Annotated in this window: 16 protein-coding genes; 2 read left to right on the forward strand and 14 right to left on the reverse strand. The window is 61.2% G+C overall.

The features are described 5' to 3' along the window. Positions 1 to 3 precede the first annotated feature (3 nt). From CDO35_RS07155 to CDO35_RS07195, 9 genes are all read right to left on the reverse strand, one after another. Positions 4 to 1,098 (reverse strand): YCF48-related protein, encoded by a 1,095-nt coding sequence (locus CDO35_RS07155; protein WP_425048530.1) that lies wholly within the window; start codon positions 1,096 to 1,098, stop codon positions 4 to 6. A gap of 397 nt (positions 1,099 to 1,495) precedes the next feature. Continuing rightward, positions 1,496 to 2,866, reverse strand: coding sequence for a DUF1329 domain-containing protein (locus CDO35_RS07160; RefSeq protein WP_099523269.1), 1,371 nt, complete (start codon positions 2,864 to 2,866; stop codon positions 1,496 to 1,498). Positions 2,867 to 2,933: 67 nt separating this feature from the next. Continuing rightward, complete coding sequence (locus CDO35_RS07165) at positions 2,934 to 4,916, reverse strand: DUF1302 domain-containing protein (RefSeq protein WP_099523271.1); 1,983 nt, start codon at positions 4,914 to 4,916, stop codon at positions 2,934 to 2,936. Between the two features lie 473 nt (positions 4,917 to 5,389). After that, positions 5,390 to 8,047: an aminopeptidase N gene (pepN, locus tag CDO35_RS07170; RefSeq protein WP_099523273.1), complete on the reverse strand. Its 2,658-nt coding sequence runs from the start codon at positions 8,045 to 8,047 to the stop codon at positions 5,390 to 5,392. 51 nt (positions 8,048 to 8,098) lie between these two features. Next, positions 8,099 to 8,935 carry a DUF2797 domain-containing protein gene (locus CDO35_RS07175; RefSeq protein ID WP_099523275.1) on the reverse strand — a complete coding sequence of 279 codons (837 nt, stop codon included), beginning with the start codon at positions 8,933 to 8,935 and terminating at the stop codon, positions 8,099 to 8,101. Next, positions 8,935 to 9,198, reverse strand: a complete 264-nt coding sequence (locus CDO35_RS07180) for a YeaC family protein (protein ID WP_099523277.1) — start codon at positions 9,196 to 9,198, stop codon at positions 8,935 to 8,937. Before CDO35_RS07180 ends, CDO35_RS07175 begins: the two co-directional genes overlap by 1 nt. 63 nt (positions 9,199 to 9,261) lie before the next feature. Then, positions 9,262 to 10,116: a rhomboid family intramembrane serine protease gene (locus CDO35_RS07185; protein ID WP_099523279.1), complete on the reverse strand. Its 855-nt coding sequence runs from the start codon at positions 10,114 to 10,116 to the stop codon at positions 9,262 to 9,264. Next, on the reverse strand, positions 10,113 to 11,087 hold the full coding sequence (locus CDO35_RS07190) for a metallophosphoesterase (protein ID WP_099523281.1): 975 nt from the start codon (positions 11,085 to 11,087) through the stop codon (positions 10,113 to 10,115). The genes CDO35_RS07185 and CDO35_RS07190 overlap by 4 nt, the downstream gene beginning before the upstream one ends. Next, positions 11,088 to 11,975, reverse strand: a complete 888-nt coding sequence (locus CDO35_RS07195; protein ID WP_099523283.1) for an NAD(+) kinase — start codon at positions 11,973 to 11,975, stop codon at positions 11,088 to 11,090. A 97-nt stretch (positions 11,976 to 12,072) separates the two neighbouring features. Here CDO35_RS07195 and CDO35_RS07200 point away from each other — a divergent pair, with 97 nt between their 5' ends. Continuing rightward, positions 12,073 to 13,005: a DUF1853 family protein gene (locus tag CDO35_RS07200; RefSeq protein ID WP_099523627.1), complete on the forward strand. Its 933-nt coding sequence runs from the start codon at positions 12,073 to 12,075 to the stop codon at positions 13,003 to 13,005. An 80-nt stretch (positions 13,006 to 13,085) separates the two neighbouring features. Here the strand turns inward: CDO35_RS07200 and CDO35_RS07205 are convergent, their stop codons facing one another. Genes CDO35_RS07205 through CDO35_RS07215 form a run of 3 tightly spaced genes read right to left on the reverse strand, consistent with a single transcriptional unit; the run spans position 13,086 to position 16,529 of the window. Further along, positions 13,086 to 14,195 carry a cyclic nucleotide-binding domain-containing protein gene (locus CDO35_RS07205; RefSeq protein WP_099523285.1) on the reverse strand — a complete coding sequence of 370 codons (1,110 nt, stop codon included), beginning with the start codon at positions 14,193 to 14,195 and terminating at the stop codon, positions 13,086 to 13,088. A gap of 22 nt (positions 14,196 to 14,217) precedes the next feature. Then, a complete protein-coding gene (locus tag CDO35_RS07210; protein ID WP_099523287.1) occupies positions 14,218 to 15,159 on the reverse strand; it encodes a 1-aminocyclopropane-1-carboxylate deaminase/D-cysteine desulfhydrase in 942 nt (313 codons plus the stop codon). A gap of 2 nt (positions 15,160 to 15,161) precedes the next feature. Beyond that, the gene (locus CDO35_RS07215; protein ID WP_099523289.1) at positions 15,162 to 16,529 is read right to left on the reverse strand and encodes a chromosome partitioning protein ParA; all 1,368 of its coding nucleotides are present in this window, start codon (positions 16,527 to 16,529) and stop codon (positions 15,162 to 15,164) included. A 569-nt stretch (positions 16,530 to 17,098) separates the two neighbouring features. Between CDO35_RS07215 and CDO35_RS07220 the strand changes: the two genes are divergently transcribed. After that, positions 17,099 to 18,055: a TAXI family TRAP transporter solute-binding subunit gene (locus CDO35_RS07220; RefSeq protein ID WP_099523290.1), complete on the forward strand. Its 957-nt coding sequence runs from the start codon at positions 17,099 to 17,101 to the stop codon at positions 18,053 to 18,055. Between the two features lie 8 nt (positions 18,056 to 18,063). Here the strand turns inward: CDO35_RS07220 and CDO35_RS07225 are convergent, their stop codons facing one another. Next, positions 18,064 to 18,495: a nuclear transport factor 2 family protein gene (locus tag CDO35_RS07225; RefSeq protein WP_099523292.1), complete on the reverse strand. Its 432-nt coding sequence runs from the start codon at positions 18,493 to 18,495 to the stop codon at positions 18,064 to 18,066. Between the two features lie 203 nt (positions 18,496 to 18,698). Further along, the gene (locus CDO35_RS07235) at positions 18,699 to 20,732 is read right to left on the reverse strand and encodes an NADPH-dependent 2,4-dienoyl-CoA reductase (protein WP_099523629.1); all 2,034 of its coding nucleotides are present in this window, start codon (positions 20,730 to 20,732) and stop codon (positions 18,699 to 18,701) included. Positions 20,733 to 20,872: the final 140 nt, after the last annotated feature.

The following is a 20,872-nucleotide window of genomic DNA, read 5'->3' on the forward strand; positions in this document are numbered from 1 at the left end:
TTGTTATTGTTGGCCCAGATCGGCGCCAGTCGAGGCGGCGAGGTGAACGCCGCCCTGCCCCACCAGGATCAGGTTGCCGTTATCCAGTGCAGCTACCCCGGCCAGCGAAAGGCGGTCGGGACGGTTGATCAGGCTGAAAGTCTGACCGTGATCCTTGCTGCGCAACACGGTGCCACCGTGCCCTACCACAGCGACGTTGCCATCATTGAGCAGCGCGCCATCGGCCAGACCGAACTCCAGCGGACCATTGTTCGGCGTATTGAGTTTGACCTGCTGCCAGCTATCACCGAAGTCGGTGGAGCGGAACAGGTGGCCGCGCAGGCCGTAGGCCAGCAAGGTGGCCGACTGGTCGGTGCCGAGCACGCCGAACAGCGAACCCTCGTAGGGCAGATCCTCGATGCGTTCCCAGGTCTGGCCCCAGTCAGCGGAGCGGAACATCTGTCCCAGCTCACCGACGATGAACAGGCCCGAGTCCTTCACAGCGGCAATGGCATTGAGGTGATAGGCGTCTTCGTTGTCGAGACGATCGCTGACGTCTTCCCAGCTCTGGCCACCATCGGTGGTTTCCAGCAGCGCGCCATAAGCGCCCACGGCGTAGCCGGTCTCAAGATCCTTGAACCAGATATCCAGCAGCGGCGCCTCGCGGTCGAGGTCTTCGTACTGCTTGGTCCAGGTCAGGCCACCATCGCTGGTCGCGAGGATCTGCGCATCGTGACCGACGACCCAACCATGCTGGGCATCGACGAAGAACAGGGAGGTCAGCATCTGGCGAGTCGGCACCTTGGCCTGCTGCCAGCTTTGCCCCTGGTCGTTGGAATAGAGAATGTGGCCACGGTCGCCAACGGCAACCAGGCGCTCGCCGGTGTTGACCACATCGAGCAACAGGCTGTGCACGGCCTTGGGCGACTCGATGGCGTAGCCGGCATCAGCCGCAGCCGAAGTCTCGGCCTGCAAGGGTGCGGCAGCGAAAGCCAGAATGGAAAGCACACTGCACAGCGAGAGCGCTTTAGCCAGCGGCGAATGGACACGGAGCGCCGATTTGCGCGCCAGGATGGGCGCCAGACCGGACTGGGTGCGCCGCATGACGGGCTCACTCATATACCTTCCCCCTTTCTTGTTATAGGCGGTACTGCCTTCAGAGCCTACTCACGATTTGCTGCGCGTCGGCTCTGCTACGTTAAAAACCAGCTCGGTAGGCCGCTTGCGGCCAACGCACTTCAGTGCGGCCCCGAAGGGGCGAGCGAAGCGAGTCATGCTCATGTACAAAAGTACACTGCGCTTCCTCGCTTGTTTTTGCCTTGCATTGCTCTAGCTCGCGAAACCTTGAATAGACTCTTAGCAGGCCACTCATCCTAGCGAGCTTCGGAAAGCCCTGACAATTGGCGCGACGTTATGTTTTGTTAAGGCAAAACCCGCGTGATAGAAGCCTATCCATCAAGCTGATACGAAAAGGCCGCTACTACTGTAGCGGCCTTCGCGTGAGACTACACGACTATTATCGCGTACCGCGGCGACGCAGGGCTGCTGGCTTGAAGTAGCCGTCGTCCGGAGTGGCCTGGGTGAAGTCGATGGTATTGCTCTCTTCGTTGTCCAGGTTCTGCACGTGGTAACGACGCGCCTGCAGGTCATGGAACACATCGAGCGCGGACCAGGTGGTCGGCAGATCGTAGTAGTTCTTCAGGTAGGCGATGGAAACGCGCCACAGCTCGCCACGACCGTCGTACTGATCCACCACCGCGGCTTGCCAGCTGTCCTCGTCGAGGAACAGGGTACGCTTGGAGTAGATGTGGCGGGCGCCGGACTTCAGCGTGCCCTCGACCACCCATACGCGGTGCAGTTCGTTACGGGTCAGCGCCGGGTTGAGGTGACCAACCTGCAGCAGATCCTTGTACTTAACCTCGGGGCTGGTGACCTTGTAGTTGTTGTACGGGATGTAGATTTCCTTCTTGCCCACCAGCTTCCAGTCATAGCGATCCGGAGCACCGTTGAACATGTCGGTGTCGTCGGCGGTACGCAGACCGTCGGCAGCGGCGATCGGGGTGTCGTAGGCCAGGTTCGGCGCACGACGCACGCGACGCTGACCGGCGTTGTAACCCCAGGCCTGACGGGGTTCCTTGACCTGATCCAGAGTCTCGTGAACCAGTACCGCACCACCGGCCAGACGCGCCGGGCTGGTGGTGAAGGACAGGTAGTAGAACATGATGTTGTTCAGGTCGGCGAAGGAGCCGTTCTGCAGGTAATACTTGAACAGCGCTTCCTGCTGGGAAGTGACCAGCGAGTAGGCGCCATTGCGCTGTACTGCCACTTCCGAGGCGCGACGCACAATGTAGGTGCCGCGGTAGCGGGCGATGTGGTTCCACAGCGCCTCGACACCATTCTGCGGGATCGGGAACGGGATGCCGCCGTAGGCATCGGAGAAGCCGTTGCCGCCATCGACCAGCTTGGCGCTGGTGGCATTCTTGACGGTGTTGTCATAGACCCACTGCGGCGCGGAGCCGGAGCGGCGGCTCTGATAAACCGGCATCTGATAGGTTTCCGGATAAGCCTTGAACAGGGCGATCTGGCCGGGGGTCAGATTGGCCTCGTACTGGCTCAGGTTGGCCGCGGTGATGGTGAACAGCGGCTTGTCGTCCGGGAACGGATTGACGTGGTGCTGGCCCGAACGGGTATAGCCAGCCGGCGCCTGGGTGATGCCACCGGTCCAGGCCGGAATGGTGCCGGCAGCGTTGCCGGCCTTCTCGGCGCCGAAGGGAGTCAGGGTATCGCCGAGCTTGGCAGCTTCCTGCGGGGAAACGGCAGCCAGCGCGGAGCCGGCGGAAAACGCCAGTGCAACGGCTACGGCCATCAGCCTGTGCTTGTTCAGCATGGGTAATTCTCCGTGAAGAGTATTGCCGGGCGCCCGAGAGCGCCCGGCGTATTTCTGGTTATAGGTATTAGAAGGAGTACTTGACGTTCAGACCGATGTTGTCGCGGTCACGCGCACCGTTGTTCTGGCCTGCACCATAGAACTCGGTGTACTGGAGCTCGGCTTCCAGGCTGTTCAGATAGCTGGCGCGCATACCGACGGTGTACGCCTTACGACCTTCGATGAAGTTGCCGGTCTGGTGCGAGTTACCTTCGAAATCGTGCTTGAACACAGCAAACGGCGACAGGTTCACGCCAGCGTAAACGTCATTCCAGGTGCCCGAGAGCACCAGGGTGTAGCCGTAGGCGTTCTTGTTGATCTGATCGTCGCGATCGTAGCCGGACACATAAGAGTTGTTGGCTCGTCCAGCATAGTAACGGACGCCATCCCGCGAATTATATTTGAGGCTATCTCCACGAAGGTGCTCGGAAGACAACTCAGCAATACCAAATAGCGAGTCAAAACCCAGCGATGGGCCAAAGTTGTAAATTGTGCCCAAAGATGCATTAAACGCCTCTACTCGCTCATAGTTGTGTATCTGACCATCGCGACTTACTCGACTGCCAGCAATCAGAGCGGTACCGTTACCAACCGTGTTCGAGTTATCTGCCAGACCGGCACCTTGAGCGATTACATCACCCAAGAGGTCATTTGTCGTGGCGATACCAATTGGAAGATTCGGCCGGTATGCAAGCTCCCCGAACACGGAAGCATTACCTATTGTGGTATTGAAGCTAGTACCAAACATGCGAATATCTTCGGCATATTCACGCTTGGCCTGAATATTCCCCAGCATATCTATCGTTGCCAAACCAGCAGCATTTGCAAGCCCGCCCGCAAACCCCGCCAAGCTAGCAACATCTACACCCTGATAGCCATTCAGATCCGCATAAATGGTCGGCTCCTTGGCGTGATAATTTACGTAATAAAAACCAAACTCTGTACTATTGAGTTCTTCAGCAATATAACGGAATGCCAAACCATACTGACCGTCATTCTTTGCATTCAGATCCCCACCCACACTCGCGACCTGAATAGCCCTAGCAGACGACACATAGCCATTAGCGCCGCCGCTCAAAATCCCTGTATTCAGGATCGCTTGCTGCACCCCTGCCGGAAGTCCGGGAAAGGTAGTATTTACAAAATTTGCGTAACCATTAGCCGCTGCCTGCAACTGTTGGCCACTAGCAGTACTCAAATCAGGAACGGTATAAGCCCTTGAACCACCATCGGCGAACAAATCCGTCTCCGAGAAATAAGTGCCGACCGGGTCAATAGCCGTCTCTTTCCAATTGAACTGGTAGAAAGCTTCCATCGACAGATTATCTGTCAGCCCGAGGTTGAAGCTCAGCGCCTCGACCGGCACCAGAACCTCCTTCACTTCCGAGCCTGGCAGGCGGAACTTGGCAGCATCGACCGGGTTGGTGGTGTTCACCCCACCTCGGTAGAACAAACCTTCACCCCAGTTGAATACCTGCTTACCGAAACGACCGGAGACCGGCATATCGGCCACATCCCAGTTGCCATAGACATAGGCATCCAGGATCTGCGCATCGCGGCCAGCCTTGTGGCGGGTTTCACGAGTGAAGGTGTTGTCGCGCGGATAGCTTTGGCTTGGCTGAGCCGGAGTATTTGCGTCGTAGTAGTCGTTGCGCTTGTCCATGATCTGGGTGTCATAGAAAGCAGTACCACGGACGAATACACCGTAGTTCTGGTAGGAGGCTTCCAGGTCAGTGGTGATCTTGAACACTTCGGAGACCAGGCCGGTATCGAAGTTGCGGTTGCCATCGTTGGTATTGATGTCATTGTTAGTCTTGTCCTGACCCTGTACGCGCCACAGCTGGCCGTAGGAGACGGTGGTGTCGATGGAACCGGTGATTTCGTTATCGGCGAAGCTGAACTCCACCGCTTGAGCCTGGGCGGCGACCAGCAACGGCAGAACACCAGCGAACGCAAAGCCGGCCTTGGCCGGGGCAAAACGTAGAACGGGCTTGCGGGACTTAATTTCCATCGAGACTCACTCCGTGGACAGATCATTCTTTTGGGCGATCCCGTAACCGGGCCGCGATTGCCGTACTGACGACGGCTTCTATTTTTTATTTGCTGTGACATGTGCCAAGAACCAGCGAGCGCTCGCCCGCGGTCAAATCCTGCTCAGCACTGCAACCATGGTGCCAATTCAAACAGGTGTATCAGCGCAAACAGGCTTGGAAGAGCTGTTGGCCAGCTTCTTTGCGTGACTGATCAGCCACTGACCAATACGTCAGAAAAACTGGCGCGCTTTGTCCTACGATCCGACGCTTTATGCCACTCACCGCGCGCCTCGCAGCACAGCTGGGCAACGAATATCACCTCGCTGTCAAGCGACGAAGCCCGAACTTAAGTGTGCAAAGGCATAACGGACTGTATGCATATTTCATTGGGTAACAAAAAAGTGTTACCAACCAGAGGCCGGTAACACTTTTTTGTAGAGCAAAAACCGTCTTAGGCCAGACTTTTACTCACCACTTCATAGACATCACTGGACAGCTCGCCGGAAGCGAGGATGCGCTCCAGCTCGCCCTTCATCAGCGCCTGACGAGCCGCGCCGTACTTGCGCCAGCGGGTCAGAGGAGCCAGCAGACGCGAAGCGATCTGCGGGTTGAGGGCATTTAGGGTGATGACCTGGTCGGCAAGAAAGCGGTAGCCCGCCCCGTCCGCATGGTGAAAGTTGATCAGGTTCTGGTTGGCGAAAGCGCCGATCAGCGCACGTACCTTGTTCGGGTTCTTCAGGGTGAAGGCTTCGTGCTGCATCAATGCGTGCACACGCTCCAGGCCGCCCGGCAGCGGGCAGCCTGCCTGTACGCTGAACCACTGATCCATGACCAGCGGGTTGTCCTTGAAGAAGTCGGCGAACATGGCCAGGGCCTTGCCCTGCTCTGCCTCAAACGGCGAGTTGACCAGCACGGCCAGGGCCGACAGGCGCTCGGTCATGTTGTCGGCGTTGTCGAACTGATCGACGCAGGCCGCCAGCACCTCGGTTTTCTCGCTGAGCATCAGGTAGGACAACGCGATGTTCTGCAGACTGCGGCGAGCGAAGTGCGCCGCTTCAGCCACATAAGGCGTCGCCTTGGAAATCTCGCGATTGGCTTGGTAGCGCGCCCACAGCGGGGCGAACAGCGCGTCGGCAAGAGCCTTGCGAGCAAACTCACGCGCGGCGTGGATGGCTTCGACATCCGCCACCTCGCTGATCTCGGTCAGGTAGGCCTCGCCCGGCAGCGAGAGCATCTCCGCGACCATGGCCTGATCCAGCGACTCGTCTTCAAGCAATGTGCGCAGCGCGGCGACCAGACGCTGATCCAGGCTCAGAGCCTCGCCGCGCTGGTGCTGGCCGATCAGCTCCTGCAGCACCTGCACGGACAACTGCTGGCCAGCCTCCCAGCGGTTGAAGCCGTCAGAGTCGTGCTGCATCAGAAACATCAGCTGGTCGCGGCTGTAGGGGAAGCTCAGCTTGACCGGCGCACTGAAGCCGCGCAGCAAGGAGGGCAGCGGCTTCTCGGCGACGCTTTTAAAGGTGAAGGTCTGCTCAGCCTCGGTGACCGACAAAACGCGACTGGTGCCCTGCGCCGCGCTTTCGCCCTGCAGGCGCAGCGGCAGCTCATTGCCTTGAGCATCGAGCAGGCCGAACGCAACCGGAATCACGAACGGCAGCTTCTCGCTCTGCCCCGGCGTAGCCGGGCAGCTCTGACGGAAGGTCAGGCTGTAGGTCTGCGCGGCGGCGTCATAGGCTTCGATGACCTCCAGGCGCGGCGTACCGGCCTGGGTGTACCAGCGCTTGAACTGAGTCAGATCGATGCCACTGGCATCTTCCATGGCCTTGACGAAATCGTCGCAGGTCACGGCCTGGCCGTCGTGGCGCTCGAAGTACAGGTCCGAGCCCTTACGGAACAGTTCCGGCCCGAGCAGGGTGTGGATCATGCGCAGCACTTCCGAGCCCTTCTCGTAGATGGTCAGGGTATAGAAGTTGGAGATTTCCATGTACGCGTCCGGGCGCACCGGGTGGGCCATGGGGCCGGCATCTTCGGCGAACTGGTGAGTACGCAGGTAGGCCACGTCTTCGATGCGCTTGACGGTACGCGAGTGAGTATCGGCGGAGAACTCGCTGTCGCGGAATACGGTGAAGCCTTCCTTGAGCGACAGCTGGAACCAGTCGCGACAGGTCACGCGGTTACCCGACCAGTTGTGGAAGTACTCGTGCGCTACCACCGCCTCGACGCGCTGGTGCGCGGCGTCAGTGGCGGTCTCGGCCTTGGCCAGCACGCAGCTGGAGTTGAAGATATTGAGGCCCTTGTTCTCCATGGCGCCCATGTTGAAGTCGTTGACCGCGACGATCATAAAGATGTCCAGGTCGTACTCGCGGCCGTAGACTTCCTCGTCCCACTTCATCGAGCGCTTGAGGCTGTCCATGGCGTGCTGCACCTTGTCGATGTTCTCCGGCTCGACATAGATGCGCAGCGCGACTTCGCGGCTACTCATGGTGGTGAAGCTGTCCTCGACGCACCAGAGGTCACCGGCAACCAGGGCGAACAGATAGGCCGGTTTCTTGAACGGGTCTTCCCAGGTGGCCCAATGCCGCCCCCCCTCTTCCGAGCCGCTGGCAATCGGGTTGCCGTTGGACAAGAGCACCGGATAGGCATGCTGCTCGGCACTGACCGTGGTGGTGAATTTGCTCATCACGTCCGGGCGGTCGAGGTAGAAGGTGATCTTGCGAAAACCCTCGGCCTCGCACTGGGTGCAGAACATGCCGCTGGACTTGTAAAGCCCCTCCAGCGCGGTATTGCTTTCCGGATGGATGCGCACGCTGCTGTCGACCACGAAGCGTTCCTGGGTCGGCTGCAGGGTCAGGTGGCTGTCGGTCAGGCTGTAATCGCCCGCGCCCAGCTCACGATCATCGAGCTTGAGCTCCAGCAGCTCCAGTTGCTGACCGTCGAGCACCAGCTTAGGCAGACCGGCACCGGCTTCAGGGTTGCGACGCATGACCAGTTGCGCGTGCACCAGGCTGTGATCCTCGAACAGCTCGAAGGTCAGGTGGGTCTCGTCGATCAGGTAATCGGGAACCTGATAGTCCTTCAGGTAGATGGTCTTGGATTGTTCGGTGCGCATGGCTCTTGGCCTCTCGTCTGCGGCGCCTCGGGCGCCGGTGGCAATCGGGTGTCAGGCGGCGATCTCGTGGACGGCCAACTGGTAGGCGGTGTACTTGCGGATATTGATCACGCCGGTATCGAACATCAGGTACTGGCCCTTGATACCGAGCAGGGTACCCTCGGCCAGCGGCTGCTTGTCCAGGTTGAAGCTGGTGATCTTGGCCGGATAGGCCTCGATGGGATAACGAATCGCCTGCACCTCGGCCGCGGACAGCGGCTGAATGGCCTGCAGGCCGAAGCGCTGCTGCAGCTCGGCAATGCCCGCGCCACAGCTGTCGAACAACTGCTCGCGAATGGCCAGCAGATCGACCGGCTCAGCGTCGCCTTTTAGCAACGCACGCCAGTTGGTCTTGTCCGCCACCTGACTGCGTAGCAGATCCTCGACGAAGCCGGACTGCTGCCGGGTGGCCACGCGTAGAATCGGCAGCGCTTGAGTCGCGCCCTGGTCGATCCAGCGCGTCGGCACCTGGCTGGCGCGGGTGATGCCGACCTTCACGCCACTCGAGTTGGCCAGGTAGACAATATGGTCGGTCATGCAGAACTGCTCGCCCCAGCTCGGCTCGCGGCAAGTGCCTTGATCGTAATGGCACTTTTCCGGGCTCATGATGCAGATATCGCATTGCGCCAGCTTCTGCATGCAGGGGTAGCAGTAACCCTGGCTGAAACTGGTCTTGGTCTTGCGCCCGCAGTGCGTGCAATGGATGGCGCCGAGGAATTCCAGGCGCAAGTGCTTGCCCACCAGCGGATTGACCGGCACTTCTTCCTCGCCCAGGCGGAAAGCGTATTGCACCGGTGCGTCCAGGTGCGCCTTCATTTTGCTCAGCGAGCCACGTCCCAATTCACTCATCAGTGCAGGGTATCCGAGGACTTGAACAGCAGGTTGGGAACCGGCTCGGACTTGCTGCTGCACTCCTGCGGGCCCATGTAGCCGGTGCGCTCGTCCTCCGGCAGGTTCTGCATTTCCCAGGCGATCATCGCCTGCAGGCTCAGCTCTTTCTGCTCCTGGGTCAGCTTGCGGCCGTCCGGCCATTTGCCGATTTCCACGGCCAGCTTGAGGCTCTCGTAGATTTCCGGGGTGATGTTTTCAATCGCATCGAGAAAGGACGACATACAGGTCTCCAAGTAAATCGTAGAATGGGCCGGGCGGCGCTCCGCTTCAGCCCACCCAATAAATCAGCGTCTTGCCAGCATACCGCCAAGCAGCCCTGTCAGGCAGCCGATGAGCAAACCACCGACGTGCGCGCCGTTGGCGATGGCACCAACACCCAGCGTTTCGAAGATGCCGGTCATGCAGACGACCAGCCAGATCAGCATCATCACCAATACGCCGGGCGGCAGCCGGTAGGCCGGATTCGGCGCCAGGCGCTGGTAGATCCAGCAATGCCCGAGCAGGCCATAAAGCACGCCAGACAACCCGCCGAACAACGACGGCCCAGCCCACCAGTATTGGGCGAAGTTCGACGCCAGGCCGAACAGCAAGGTCAGCCCGAGCAGGCCAATGGCCCCCTGACGAAACTCGATGCGCCGCCCCAGCTCCCAGTACCACAGGCTGTTCATCGCCAGGTGCAGCCAGCCGAAGTGAATCAGCATCGGCGTGATCAGGCGCCACCACTGACCGCTGCCCAAGGTGGCATCCAGATAGGTCAGATAGATGCGCTCACCGTCGATACGAAAATCGACGAAGCTCAGCCAGCGGATGGTAGAAAAATTCTCGCCCGCCAGGGTCACCGCAAAGACGATGAAGGTCGCCAGCAGCACCAGTGCCGTAATCGGACTGCCCCGCAACTGCGTAAAGAAACTCTCCCGCACCGGCGCAGCGCTAGCCGGCAACTCTCCACCGGCGTCGCCCTGCGGGTGACGCGCATAAAGCTCGCGCACCTGCCCGGCAAGCTGCTCACCTGGCACCCAGAGCACCTGCTCACCGCCCTCTTCCGCCACCCGGTGTGGTACGTTCAAGCGCTGCAACAGGCCAACGAAGCCGCTCAAGTCGGTATCCAGTGGCAAGCGCAGTACTTCTACTGCCGTCATCGCGGTGCCTCCTGCGGGTCGACATCGACCCAGACGAATTTGCCCGCATCAAGACGTGTTTCCTGATCCAGGCGATAAGCGACCAAGCGGCCGCCGACCACTGCGCTGTAGTCCAGACAGGCCAGATTGGGCCGGATCGGCGCCGGCTTGCCGCGTCGCCAGTAATGACCGACGAACAAAAGCGGCTCGTGCGCGCCATACCTGAGCAATTCGTCCTTCTGCAGTTCGGTCAGCGGCGTCTGCGCCGCCAGCTCCGGCAAGGCATCGGGCTGGAAGACGATATCGCCATAGGTCTTCGGGTCCTCTTCCCAGAATTTGGTGCGGAAGTAGGAACGCGTGAAGCCATCACCGCTGGTCAGGGTCAGGCCGTGCGGCAAGCGCATGTCGGTGCCGCGCAGCAGGCGATCGAGCGCCATGTTGGCGAAGCTGCCGGGCACGGCCGAGGCCTGCAGGAAATGCTCGTCAATGCAGCCATCGGGAAATTGCGCCTGCAGCGGTGCGATCAGCTCGGCATCCCAGCAGGCGTGCACGACGCGGAAGCGCCCGGCGTCGATGAACAGTGGCATCTCGTAGAACCAGCGCAGAAACTCGCGCCACTCCTGCGGATGGTCTTCGAACTGCGCCAATGTCTCACGCATCAGGCGCTGATGGCGCGGGCTGTGCTCGCGCACGTAGTGACGGCCGCTGCCTGGTGGAGCCGGTGTACTCCAGCCCAGCGCGTTGAACTCGTGGTTGCCCATGATGCACAGTGCCTGGCCTGCGCGAACCATATCGTGCACCAGGTGCAGGGCTTCACGAATGCCAGGGCCACGGTCGACCAAGTCACCGAGGAAGATCACCATGCGCGTCGGATGGCGCCACACGCCGCCCTGCTGGCTATAACCCAGGCGATCGAGCAGACGTTCGAGGGTGCGCGCACAACCGTGGATATCACCGATCAGGTCATAGCCACGATGGGGGTCGAGGGACATTCAGTCCTGCCCTCCCAGGCGACTGCCCCAACCCAGCTTCGTGCGGCAGACCTCGTAGTAATTGTGATCCAGCGGATGGATCAGGCGCAGCTTCTGCGCTTTCTTCGCCACGTGCAGGGTGTCGCCCGGCGCGCAGGTGAAGTGGTTCTGGCCGTCGCAGGACACCTGCGGGTAAATGGTCATGTCCGGTGATACCACCACCTTCAGCTCGCTGTTGCCGTCGACCACGATAGGCCGGCTGGACAGGGTGTGCGGGTACATCGGCACCACCACGATGGCATCGAGCTTGGGATGCATGATCGGCCCGCCTGCGGAGAGCGCGTAGGCGGTCGAGCCGGTGGGTGTAGCGACGATCAGGCCGTCGGCCTTCTGACTGCAGACGAACTGGCCGTCGATATACAGCTCGAACTCGATCATCCGCGTCGACTTGCCGGGGTGCAGCACCACGTCGTTGAGTGCATCGCCCTGGCCGATGGCCTCGCCCTGGCGGCGCACCTCGGCCTCCAGCAGAAAACGGTTCTCGGTGAGGTAGTGGCCTTCAAGCACCTGCGCCACCTTGAGCTCCAGCTCATCGGGGCGAATGTCGGTGAGAAAGCCCAGGCTGCCGCGGTTGATCCCCAGCACCGGTACCTTGTGCCGCGCCAGGGCGCGCGCCGCGCCGAGCATGCTGCCGTCGCCGCCGACGACGATCACCAGGTCGCAGACCTCGCCCAGCATCTTGCGCGAGGACGTCTGCAAGCCATGCCCAGGCAGCACGTCAGCGATGGTGTCCTCAAGGATCACATGCAGGTGACGGTCGATCAGAAAGCGCTTGAGGCGGCGCACGGTTTCCAGAACCCGCGTGCTGCCCAGGCGCCCGATGATGCCGACATTGCGAAATTGCTCCATGGGACTCCCGCCAGACAGATAAGAAACGAAGAGAGATTATCGGCCAAACGCCGGGGCCGCAGCAAACCACTGCTGTTGCTGCGCTATGCTCGGGATCATGAGCGACCCTGACCTGATGCATGACCTGCTGCAAAGCCTCCACACCCCTGCCGTGCGCGACCTGGCGTGGACGCTGCTCTCGCCACCCATGCTCGGTGAGACCACGAAAGCCCAGCGTCATCCCCTGCAAGCCAGTTGCTGGACGCGACAACCACAACAACTGGCAGACTGGCTTGCGCAGCAGGACAAGGACCCCAGCCCACTGCACACCTGGCTGGCTGCAAAACCGGTGCGCCGCCTCGGCCTTTATTACGAACGCCTGTGGCAGTTCGCCCTGCGCGCGGCGCCGGATGTCGAGGTGGTCGCCTCCAACCTGCCGATCCGTCAGAACGGCCAGACACTGGGCGAGTTGGACCTGCTATTGCGCGACGCGGAAGGCGAGCATCACCTGGAGCTGGCGGTGAAGTTCTACCTGGGCACGCGCAGCAGCGACGCGGCGGACTGGCTGGGCCCCGGCAGCCATGATCGGCTTGACCTGAAACTCGGTCACCTCGCGCAGCACCAGTTGCCCCTGTCGTCGCGCCGCGAGGCACGCGCGACCTTGAACGAGCTGCAGTTGGGCGATACTCGGTCCGCCTTCTGGCTCGGCGGCTACTTGTTCTACCCCTGGCCTGATGGTTGCCCATCACCTCGCGGCGCGAGCCCCGAGCACTGCCGGGGCAATTGGCTACACCAGTGCGACTGGGATGCTTTCGCCGCGACCAAACCAGACGCTCGCTGGCAACCCCTGCCGCGATTGGCCTGGCTCGCACCGGCGCGAGTGAAGACTGACGAGACCTGGCCCGCAGACACCTTCCAGCAATGGCTGAACACGCTGCGCCCAGAGGCTCAGGCGCAGCTGCTGGTACGACTGGAGGAAGATCACGCCGGTGATTGGCGGGAGGTCGAACGAATCTTTCTGGTCAACGATCAGTGGCCGGCGCAGTCGTAGCCCGGATGCAATCCGGGACGCTGCTACCGGCAATCCGGGGCTTCACCCACCTCGTTGATAGGCCGCAGGGCCAGCGCCAATCAACGGCTACGTTCGGTACGCCCACCGGAACGCGCCAGATACCCTGCCCCGCTTTCACACAGCAGTGCGTCGCGCTGCACCGCCGGCAGGGCATCCAGGCCGCCACGCAGGGCATAAACGCTGTAACCCAGTTGCGAGAGCAGAAACACCGCACTGCTGCTGCGCTTGCCGCTATCGCAGTAGCACAGGTAGGTGCGTGAGCGATCCAGCAGGCGCGCCTTGAGGCGCAACAGCTGCAGCGGCATGTGCAGCGCTTGCGGCGCGTGCGCCTTCTCGTACTCTTCCTGCAGCCGCACATCCAGCCACTGCGCGCCCTGTGTCAGCAACCTGGCGCCCTCGCCCAGCGACACTTCGGCCACGACTGGAGCCTTGAGCAAAGCAAAGAAATCCTGACGATCCAGGCGCAGCACACTGCCCGCCTCGACCATGGTCACCGTGGCATTGCGTGGCCGATCAGCAAGCAGCGCTTCTTCACCGAAACAGGCGCCCACTTCCAGCTCCGCCAGCACCTGGTGATCACTGCCAGCGCCGCGAATCACCTCGGCGCGGCCACTTTCCAGGAAGTAGCAACAATCGCCGGTAGCGCCTTCTTCAAGCACCCGACTGCCAGCAGCCAGCTCGACCCTGTGCAGCCGCGCCAGCATGTTCTGCACGTTGGCTGGCGGTACCTTGGCAAATAGCGGGTTTTCCAGCAGTCGCTCCAGCCATTCGATATCGGCGCCACTGTGTTGCAATGCCAGTAACAGATCCTGATGCGCCAGACGCCAGGTCAACAGGCGATCGAGCGTGGCACTGTCGATCATCAGCACGCTGATATCGGTCAAGGCGCGAGCGTCATGCAACCGTGGCAGGCCGGGTGACACCGGGTGACAGCTGATCTCGCTGCCGGCCTGCAACGTCTGCGTCCTGCCCGCGGCATCCTGCAGCTGCAACTCGCCAGCCAGCAGATAGCAGGTCAGGCGCGCCTGATCCCCCTGACGAAACAGCAGTTGCCCGGCCAGCAGCGGCTGCGGCACCAACTGGCTACGCAACTCGCGCCACTGCTGCGCGGAAAGCGCATTGAGCGGCGTCAGGCTGCGCAGTTGTTCGGGGGTAAGGGGTTCGCTCATGAGGATTTCCAGGCTCCGCTGGTCAGACCTGAGTGTAGTCGGCACTGGCGCCCATCAACACCCGTCGACCTTGCAAGCCGCCAGTATGAATGAAGATCAGCCGAGTGCCGCGTGCGAGTTGACCTTGCTCGCAGAAATCGCGTAGCGCCATCAGCGCCTTGCCGGTATACACAGGCTCCAATGGCACACCGCAGGCTTGCTCGGTTTCCAGGATGAACTGGCGTAGCGGCTCATCGATACGGGCAAAACCGCCGCGTGCTGCCTCGATCAGTTGGTGACGCCGCGCCGACGCCCCGGCCTCGTCCAGCAACGTGGCGACCTGAGTGGCGACGCCGTGAGCATTGGGTACCGCCTGCGCGCCGAATACGCTGCGCTGACCATCACCCAGCAGCAAACCGGCCAGGGTAGTGCCGGTCCCCGTAGCCAGCCACCAGGCATCGAAATCGGACCAGCCGATATCGGCCAACTGCGCTTCGGCCATCGCCACCAGACAGCTACAGCCACTGGCGCCCTGAAGCCCCAGACCGCCCTCACCAATCACCTGAAAATTCGGGTATCGAGCGAGCCAGGGCACCCAGAAATCTGGCTGATGCCGCGCACGGTAACCGCCATAACCCAGCCAGTGCAGGGTCATGCCCATGCGCTGCAGATCATCGACGGTCGGGGTCTGCTGCACCTCGCCACGTAACAGACCGACGCTGGCGAAGCCGAAACGCTGTCCCGCCGCAGCCAGCGCATGCAAATGATTGGAGTGCGCCCCACCCAGACTGATCACCCCCTGCGCACCATCCGCAGAGGCCTGTTCAAGATAGGGCGCGAGTTTGAACCACTTGTTGCCGGACAACAGGGGGTCGACAAGATCCAGGCGCAAACAGGCAAGCTCGACGCTGGCAGCCTCGAGCCAGTCCAGTTGCAGACGTTGTAGCGGCGCACGCGGACGCCAGGTGGGAATCCGTACTGGCAAGATCAGCTGACGGTACGCAGACGACTACTCGCCTTGTGCCGCCCACAGCAGTTCGAATCACCCAGAGCGAAACGGCTGGGCGTATCGACGCGGTCGATGGGAATGGCGCAGCGCTCTCCACTGGGCAAGGATGCGTCGCAGCTGGGCTGCTGATAATGCGCCAACCAGTGGCGATACTGCTCTTCGGAAACGAAGCATTTACCCGCAGCGTAGGCCATCGGGTTGTCCTGGTAGCGGGCGACGTCCTGGAGAGGAATGGTCAGGTGCCCAGCGCCCGGGTGGTACACCACGAACACCACACCAAGCTTGGCCAGACGATCCAGCACCTGGTCACCGCCCTGACTGGCGAATGCATCGCGCTCACGCTTGAGGCGCTCGATCTCCGCTTGCAACTGGGCATCCAGCTCGTTGCGATAGGCCAGTTCAACGTCACGAATGGCGATCTGCTCCTTGTAGTCCGCCACGGCCGCAGCGACTTTGGCGCGCATTTCGCCGTCGAACTGCGCACGCAGGATGTCGCCCTCGGTACGACCATAACGCTCAAGGGCACGTAGCTGCTGAGTCATGTCTTCACGGCTGCTCTGGAAACTTTCAGCCTGGGCGGCCAGTTGCGCCTTGAGGTTAGCGTTGAGCTCCTCCTGCTGGCGCAGCGCCTGATGCAGCCCATGAATCTGCCCCTGCAGATTCTTGCTCTGCTCCTCGCTGGCCAGTTTGAACTTGGCCAGTTCGTCTTCATGCTGCTGGGTCAGGCTGGTGATGCGCAGACGCTGCTGCTGAATCAGCTGCGCGGTCTTGGCTCGATGTTCCTGATCCATTTTCTGCGCCAATTGCTCGGCCACTTCCTTGGCCGGATCGGGCGCATACCATTTATCTTCGGAAGCCACCTGCAAACGCTCGGCAACCACCGCCTGAGCACTGTCGTCCTCGATCAGCAACCCAAGCTGATTGCGTTTGACTGCATCGCGCAGCAATACCAGGTCATTCTGAGTGGGCGCCAGGCTGGGGTCCCAAAGGTGCATCTGATGCCAGGAAACCGGACACTGGCTGCGACAGGCCAGACGAATCGGCCCAGCGCCAAGATCCGGACCACGGCCGGCACGCTCGGCCAGATGTTGTAGAGGAATATTCCAGCCCTTATCGGGGCGACCGTCCTCGTCGAAATCCAGAAAGAAGAACACCGCAGCCCTGACCAGCAGGCGCGGATTGATCACCACGAACACCGCACGCATCTGCTCGTCGGCGAATTCGGGCATGTTCACCACGCCGTCGAGCAAAGCCTCGAACTCAGGGAACATCATCTGTTTGCAGATACCGCGTTCACTGAAGAACATCACGGCTTCCACCATCTGCGGCTTGTTCTGCATGCTCATTGAGGACCCTCTGGACCAACCGGGAATACGTCGCGTGCCAGCGCAGCGCAGACTCTGCACTGATATCGTCCTTGATACCTCGAGCAAGTCTAGGGGAAAACCCAACCACAGCAATGTGACTGGGTTGGCACTCACTCTGCGAGCCAGCCCAAATAGGCCACTGCTTGGCGCAAAAATGTGACCAGAACGGAAAGTACGCGAATTGCCAGCCACCCGGCGCGACAGGATGAGCACTAGCCTGCCCAGCACAGCTCGCTCGGCGGATTCTTGCTTTTTACTTTTCCAGCATAGGCAAACTTCCGCCTATCAGAGTCGAGACCATTGAGCTCACCCGCTCTAGACCGGCGGTCCGACAAGCTGGCACGTCACCTGCTCTGTGACAGACCAACCCGCGCGCGAAACGCGTGGTCGGACTGATAAAAAAGACAAGAGGTCAGCCATGTTCTGCCATCACCATTTCACTGCCAGTACTCATCACTCAAGCCGTTTCAGGCCCCCCAGCACCAGAGAACTGCCCGCACAGCGCTGATGCATCCTTAAGTCCAAAATAACAATAACGGAGAATCCCCATGCACTCAGCCAAGCGCCTTGGCCTGCTCGCCGCTGCCGCGATTTTGGCCAATAGCCTCAACGTTCAGGCGAATCCAACCTCGATCAACATTCTCACCGGCGGCACCAGTGGCGTTTATTACCCGCTGGGCATGAGCCTGTCCGACCTTTATAGCGAGCGCATCGCAGACTCGACCACCAGCGTGCGGGCCACCAAAGCCTCGGTGGAGAACCTCAACCTGCTGCAGATCGCCCGTGGTCAGTTGGCCTTCGCGCTGGGTGACTCGGTAGCCGATGCCTGGAAAGGCGACGAAGAAGCCGGTTTTAGAGCACCGCGTGACCGCCTACGCGCTATCGCCGGTATTTACCCGAACTACATCCAGATCGTCGCCAGCAAGGCATCGGGGATCACCAGCCTGGAAGACCTGCGCGGCAAGCGTATTTCCGTCGGGGCGCCGCGCTCGGGTACCGAGCTTAACGCCAGAGCCATCTTCAAGGCCGCAGGTCTCAGCTACGAGGATATGGGCCATGTCGAATTCAAGCCTTACGCCGAATCGGTCGCACTGATCGAGAGAGGCCAACTGGACGCTACCCTGCAGTCGGCCGGGCTGGGCATGGCGGCGATTCGCGACCTGGCCGAACGCGTGCCAATCACCTTCGTCGCCATTCCAGAGCAGGTGGTGTCACGTATCGGCAGCAGCGCCTATCAGTCAGGCACCATTCCTGCCGGCACCTACAAAGGCCAGGGCAGCGACGTGACGACGGCGACCATCACCAACGTTCTGGTCAGCCAGACCAGCGTTTCCGACGCCGTGGCCTATCAGATGACCAAGTTGCTCTTCGAGAACCTCGACCGATTGGCCGAAGCGCATCCGGCAGCCAAGGACATCAGACTGGAGCGCGCCACCAGTGGCCTGCCGATTCCGCTGCACCCAGGCGCCGAGCGCTTTTACCGAGAAGTGGGCGTTCTCAAGTAGAGCGCCGTTCAGCCTTTGGCTGCAGCGAGAAAAGGCGCCAGGCGCTGGGCCATTTCGGCACCGAGCGCCTGCAGCCCACTCATCGGGCGCACCATCACCTCGAACTCGACGATTAGCCCCGAATCGTCGAAACGAATCATGTCGATTCCTTTCAGCTCGCGCCCACCAACCTTCGCGGAAAACTCCAGCACCACATTGAGGCCATCGGCGGTGGCCAGTTCACGGTGATAGGCGAAGTCCTCGAATACCTTGAGCACAGTATTGAGGATCATATTGACCACCTGCGCCCCCGGATACGGGGTGTGTGCCATCGGTGAGCGGAACACCGCCTGTGGGTGCAGCAACTCAGGCAAGGCGCTCAGATCCTTGGCGGCGACGAATTGGTGCCAGCGCTCGAGGCTGGCTGCAGCGGCAGGTTGCAGCTGGGCATTGAGAGACATCGGCTTCTCCTTGTTGTTGTCAGGCCAGACAGCCAACACCTCGCAGCAGACCGTATGAAAACTACTGCGCTCGGCCATGCTGCGTTAAAAAACGGCTCAAAATGCTCATTTACAACTCGTAAACTGCGCTTTCTCGCCATTTTTTGCCTTGCCTGACCTTCGCTCGCTACGTTTTCAAACGGTCTGTAGGCGGGGCGTCGTCATTACAGCTCAGCAGCCAGACGCGAGCCCTGGTTGATCGCCCGCTTGGCGTCGAGCTCGGCGGCGACATCCGCGCCACCGACCAGGTGCACGCGCTGGCCAGCGCTCTCCAGACCTTCCTGCAGCTCACGCAGCGGGTCCTGGCCGGCGCAGACGATCACGGTATCGACCGGCAATACCTGCTCCTCGCCACCAGCGATGCGGATATGCAGACCGGCATCGTCGATCTGCACGTACTCGACGCTGTTGAGCATCTGCACGTCCTTGTTCTTCAGGCCGGTGCGATGAATCCAGCCGGTGGTTTTGCCCAGGCCGTCGCCGACCTTGGACTTCTTGCGCTGCAGCAGGAACACCTGACGCGCCGCCGGGTGAGGATGCGCCTCGACACCCGCCACGCCGCCACGGGCTTCGAGCGCGGTATCGATACCCCATTCCTTCCAGAACTCGTCACGGTCGAGGCTGGTGGCCTTGCCCTGATGGGTGATGAACTCGGAAACATCGAAACCGATACCGCCGGCACCGATCACAGCGACCTTCTGCCCGACCGGCTTGCGCTCGAGAATCGCGTCCAGGTAGCTGATCACCTTGGCATGCTCGATACCCGGAATCTCTGGCGTACGCGGCGCGATACCAGTGGCCAGGATGATTTCGTCGAAGCCGCCAGCTACCAGGTCGTCCACCGACACACGGGTATTCAGGCGCACGTCAACGCCAGTGGTTTCCAGCTTGCGCTTGAAGTAACGCAGGGTCTCGAAGAACTCTTCCTTGCCCGGCACGCGCTTGGCCACGTTGAACTGGCCGCCGATCTCGCTGGCCGAATCGAACAGAGTCACGCTGTGGCCACGTTCGGCGGCGACGGTGGAAGCGGCCAGACCAGCCGGGCCGGCACCGACCACGGCAATCTTCTTCACCGTGGTGGTGGGGATGTAGTTCAGCTCGGTCTCATGGCAAGCACGCGGGTTGACCAGGCAGCTGGTCAACTTGCCGCCAAAGGTGTGGTCCAGGCAGGCCTGGTTGCAGCCGATGCAGGTGTTGATCTCGTCCGCGCGGCCTTCGGCGGCCTTGTTGACGAAGTCCGGGTCGGCGAGGAACGGACGCGCCATCGACACCATGTCGGCATCGCCCTCGGCCAGTACCTGCTCGGCCACTTCCGGGGTATTGATGCGGTTGGTGGTGATCAACGGGATCGACACCTCACCCTTGAGCTTGGCGGTGACCTTGGTAAAGGCCGCGCGCGGCACCTTGGTGGCGATGGTCGGGATACGCGCTTCGTGCCAGCCGATACCGGTGTTGATGATGGTGGCACCAGCCTGCTCGATGGCCTTGGCCAACAGCACGATCTCGTCCCAGGTGCTGCCGCCCTCGACCAGATCGAGCATCGACAGGCGATAGATGATGATGAAGTTCGGCCCCACCGCCTCGCGCACGCGACGGACGATTTCCACCGGCAGACGCATGCGATTCTCGTAGCTGCCGCCCCAGCGGTCGGTACGGTGGTTGGTGTGGGCAACCAGGAACTGGTTAATGAAGTAGCCTTCCGAACCCATCACCTCGACACCGTCATAACCGGCCTGTTGGGCCAGCGCGGCGCAATTGACGAAGTCGGCGATCTGCTTCTCGATGCCCTCCTCGTCCAGCTCACGCGGCTTGAACGGGTTGATCGGCGCCTGAATGGCGCTCGGTGCCACGGACTTGGGGCTGTAGGCATAACGCCCGGCATGGAGGATCTGCATGCAGATCTTGCCGCCGGCCTCATGCACAGCCTGGGTGACGACCTTGTGCTTTTCGGCCTCTTCCACCGTGCTCAGCTTGGCCGCGCCGGAATACACGCCGCCCTCCTCGTTCGGGCCGATGCCACCGGTGACCATCAGGCCGACGCCGCCGCGGGCGCGCTCGGCGAAATAGGCCGCCATGCGCTCGAAGCCGCCCGGCTTCTCTTCCAGACCAGTGTGCATGGAGCCCATCAGGGTACGGTTGCTCAGCGTGGTGAAGCCGAGGTCGAGCGGGGCCAGCAGGTGCGGGTAACGAGCAGTCATGGAATTCTCCACATCGCGGTGCAGTTCACGGATTGCCGCGGTCTCATGGTCACGCGGTCGGTTATGGAGCCAGACGATAAAGAGGCTGCCAACCATGCTCAATGATCGAAACTAACAAGATAATGATCAAAAATAGCAAT

Origin of the sequence: Pseudomonas sediminis (assembly GCF_002741105.1) — a bacterium.
GTDB classification, from domain to species: domain Bacteria; phylum Pseudomonadota; class Gammaproteobacteria; order Pseudomonadales; family Pseudomonadaceae; genus Aquipseudomonas; species Aquipseudomonas sediminis.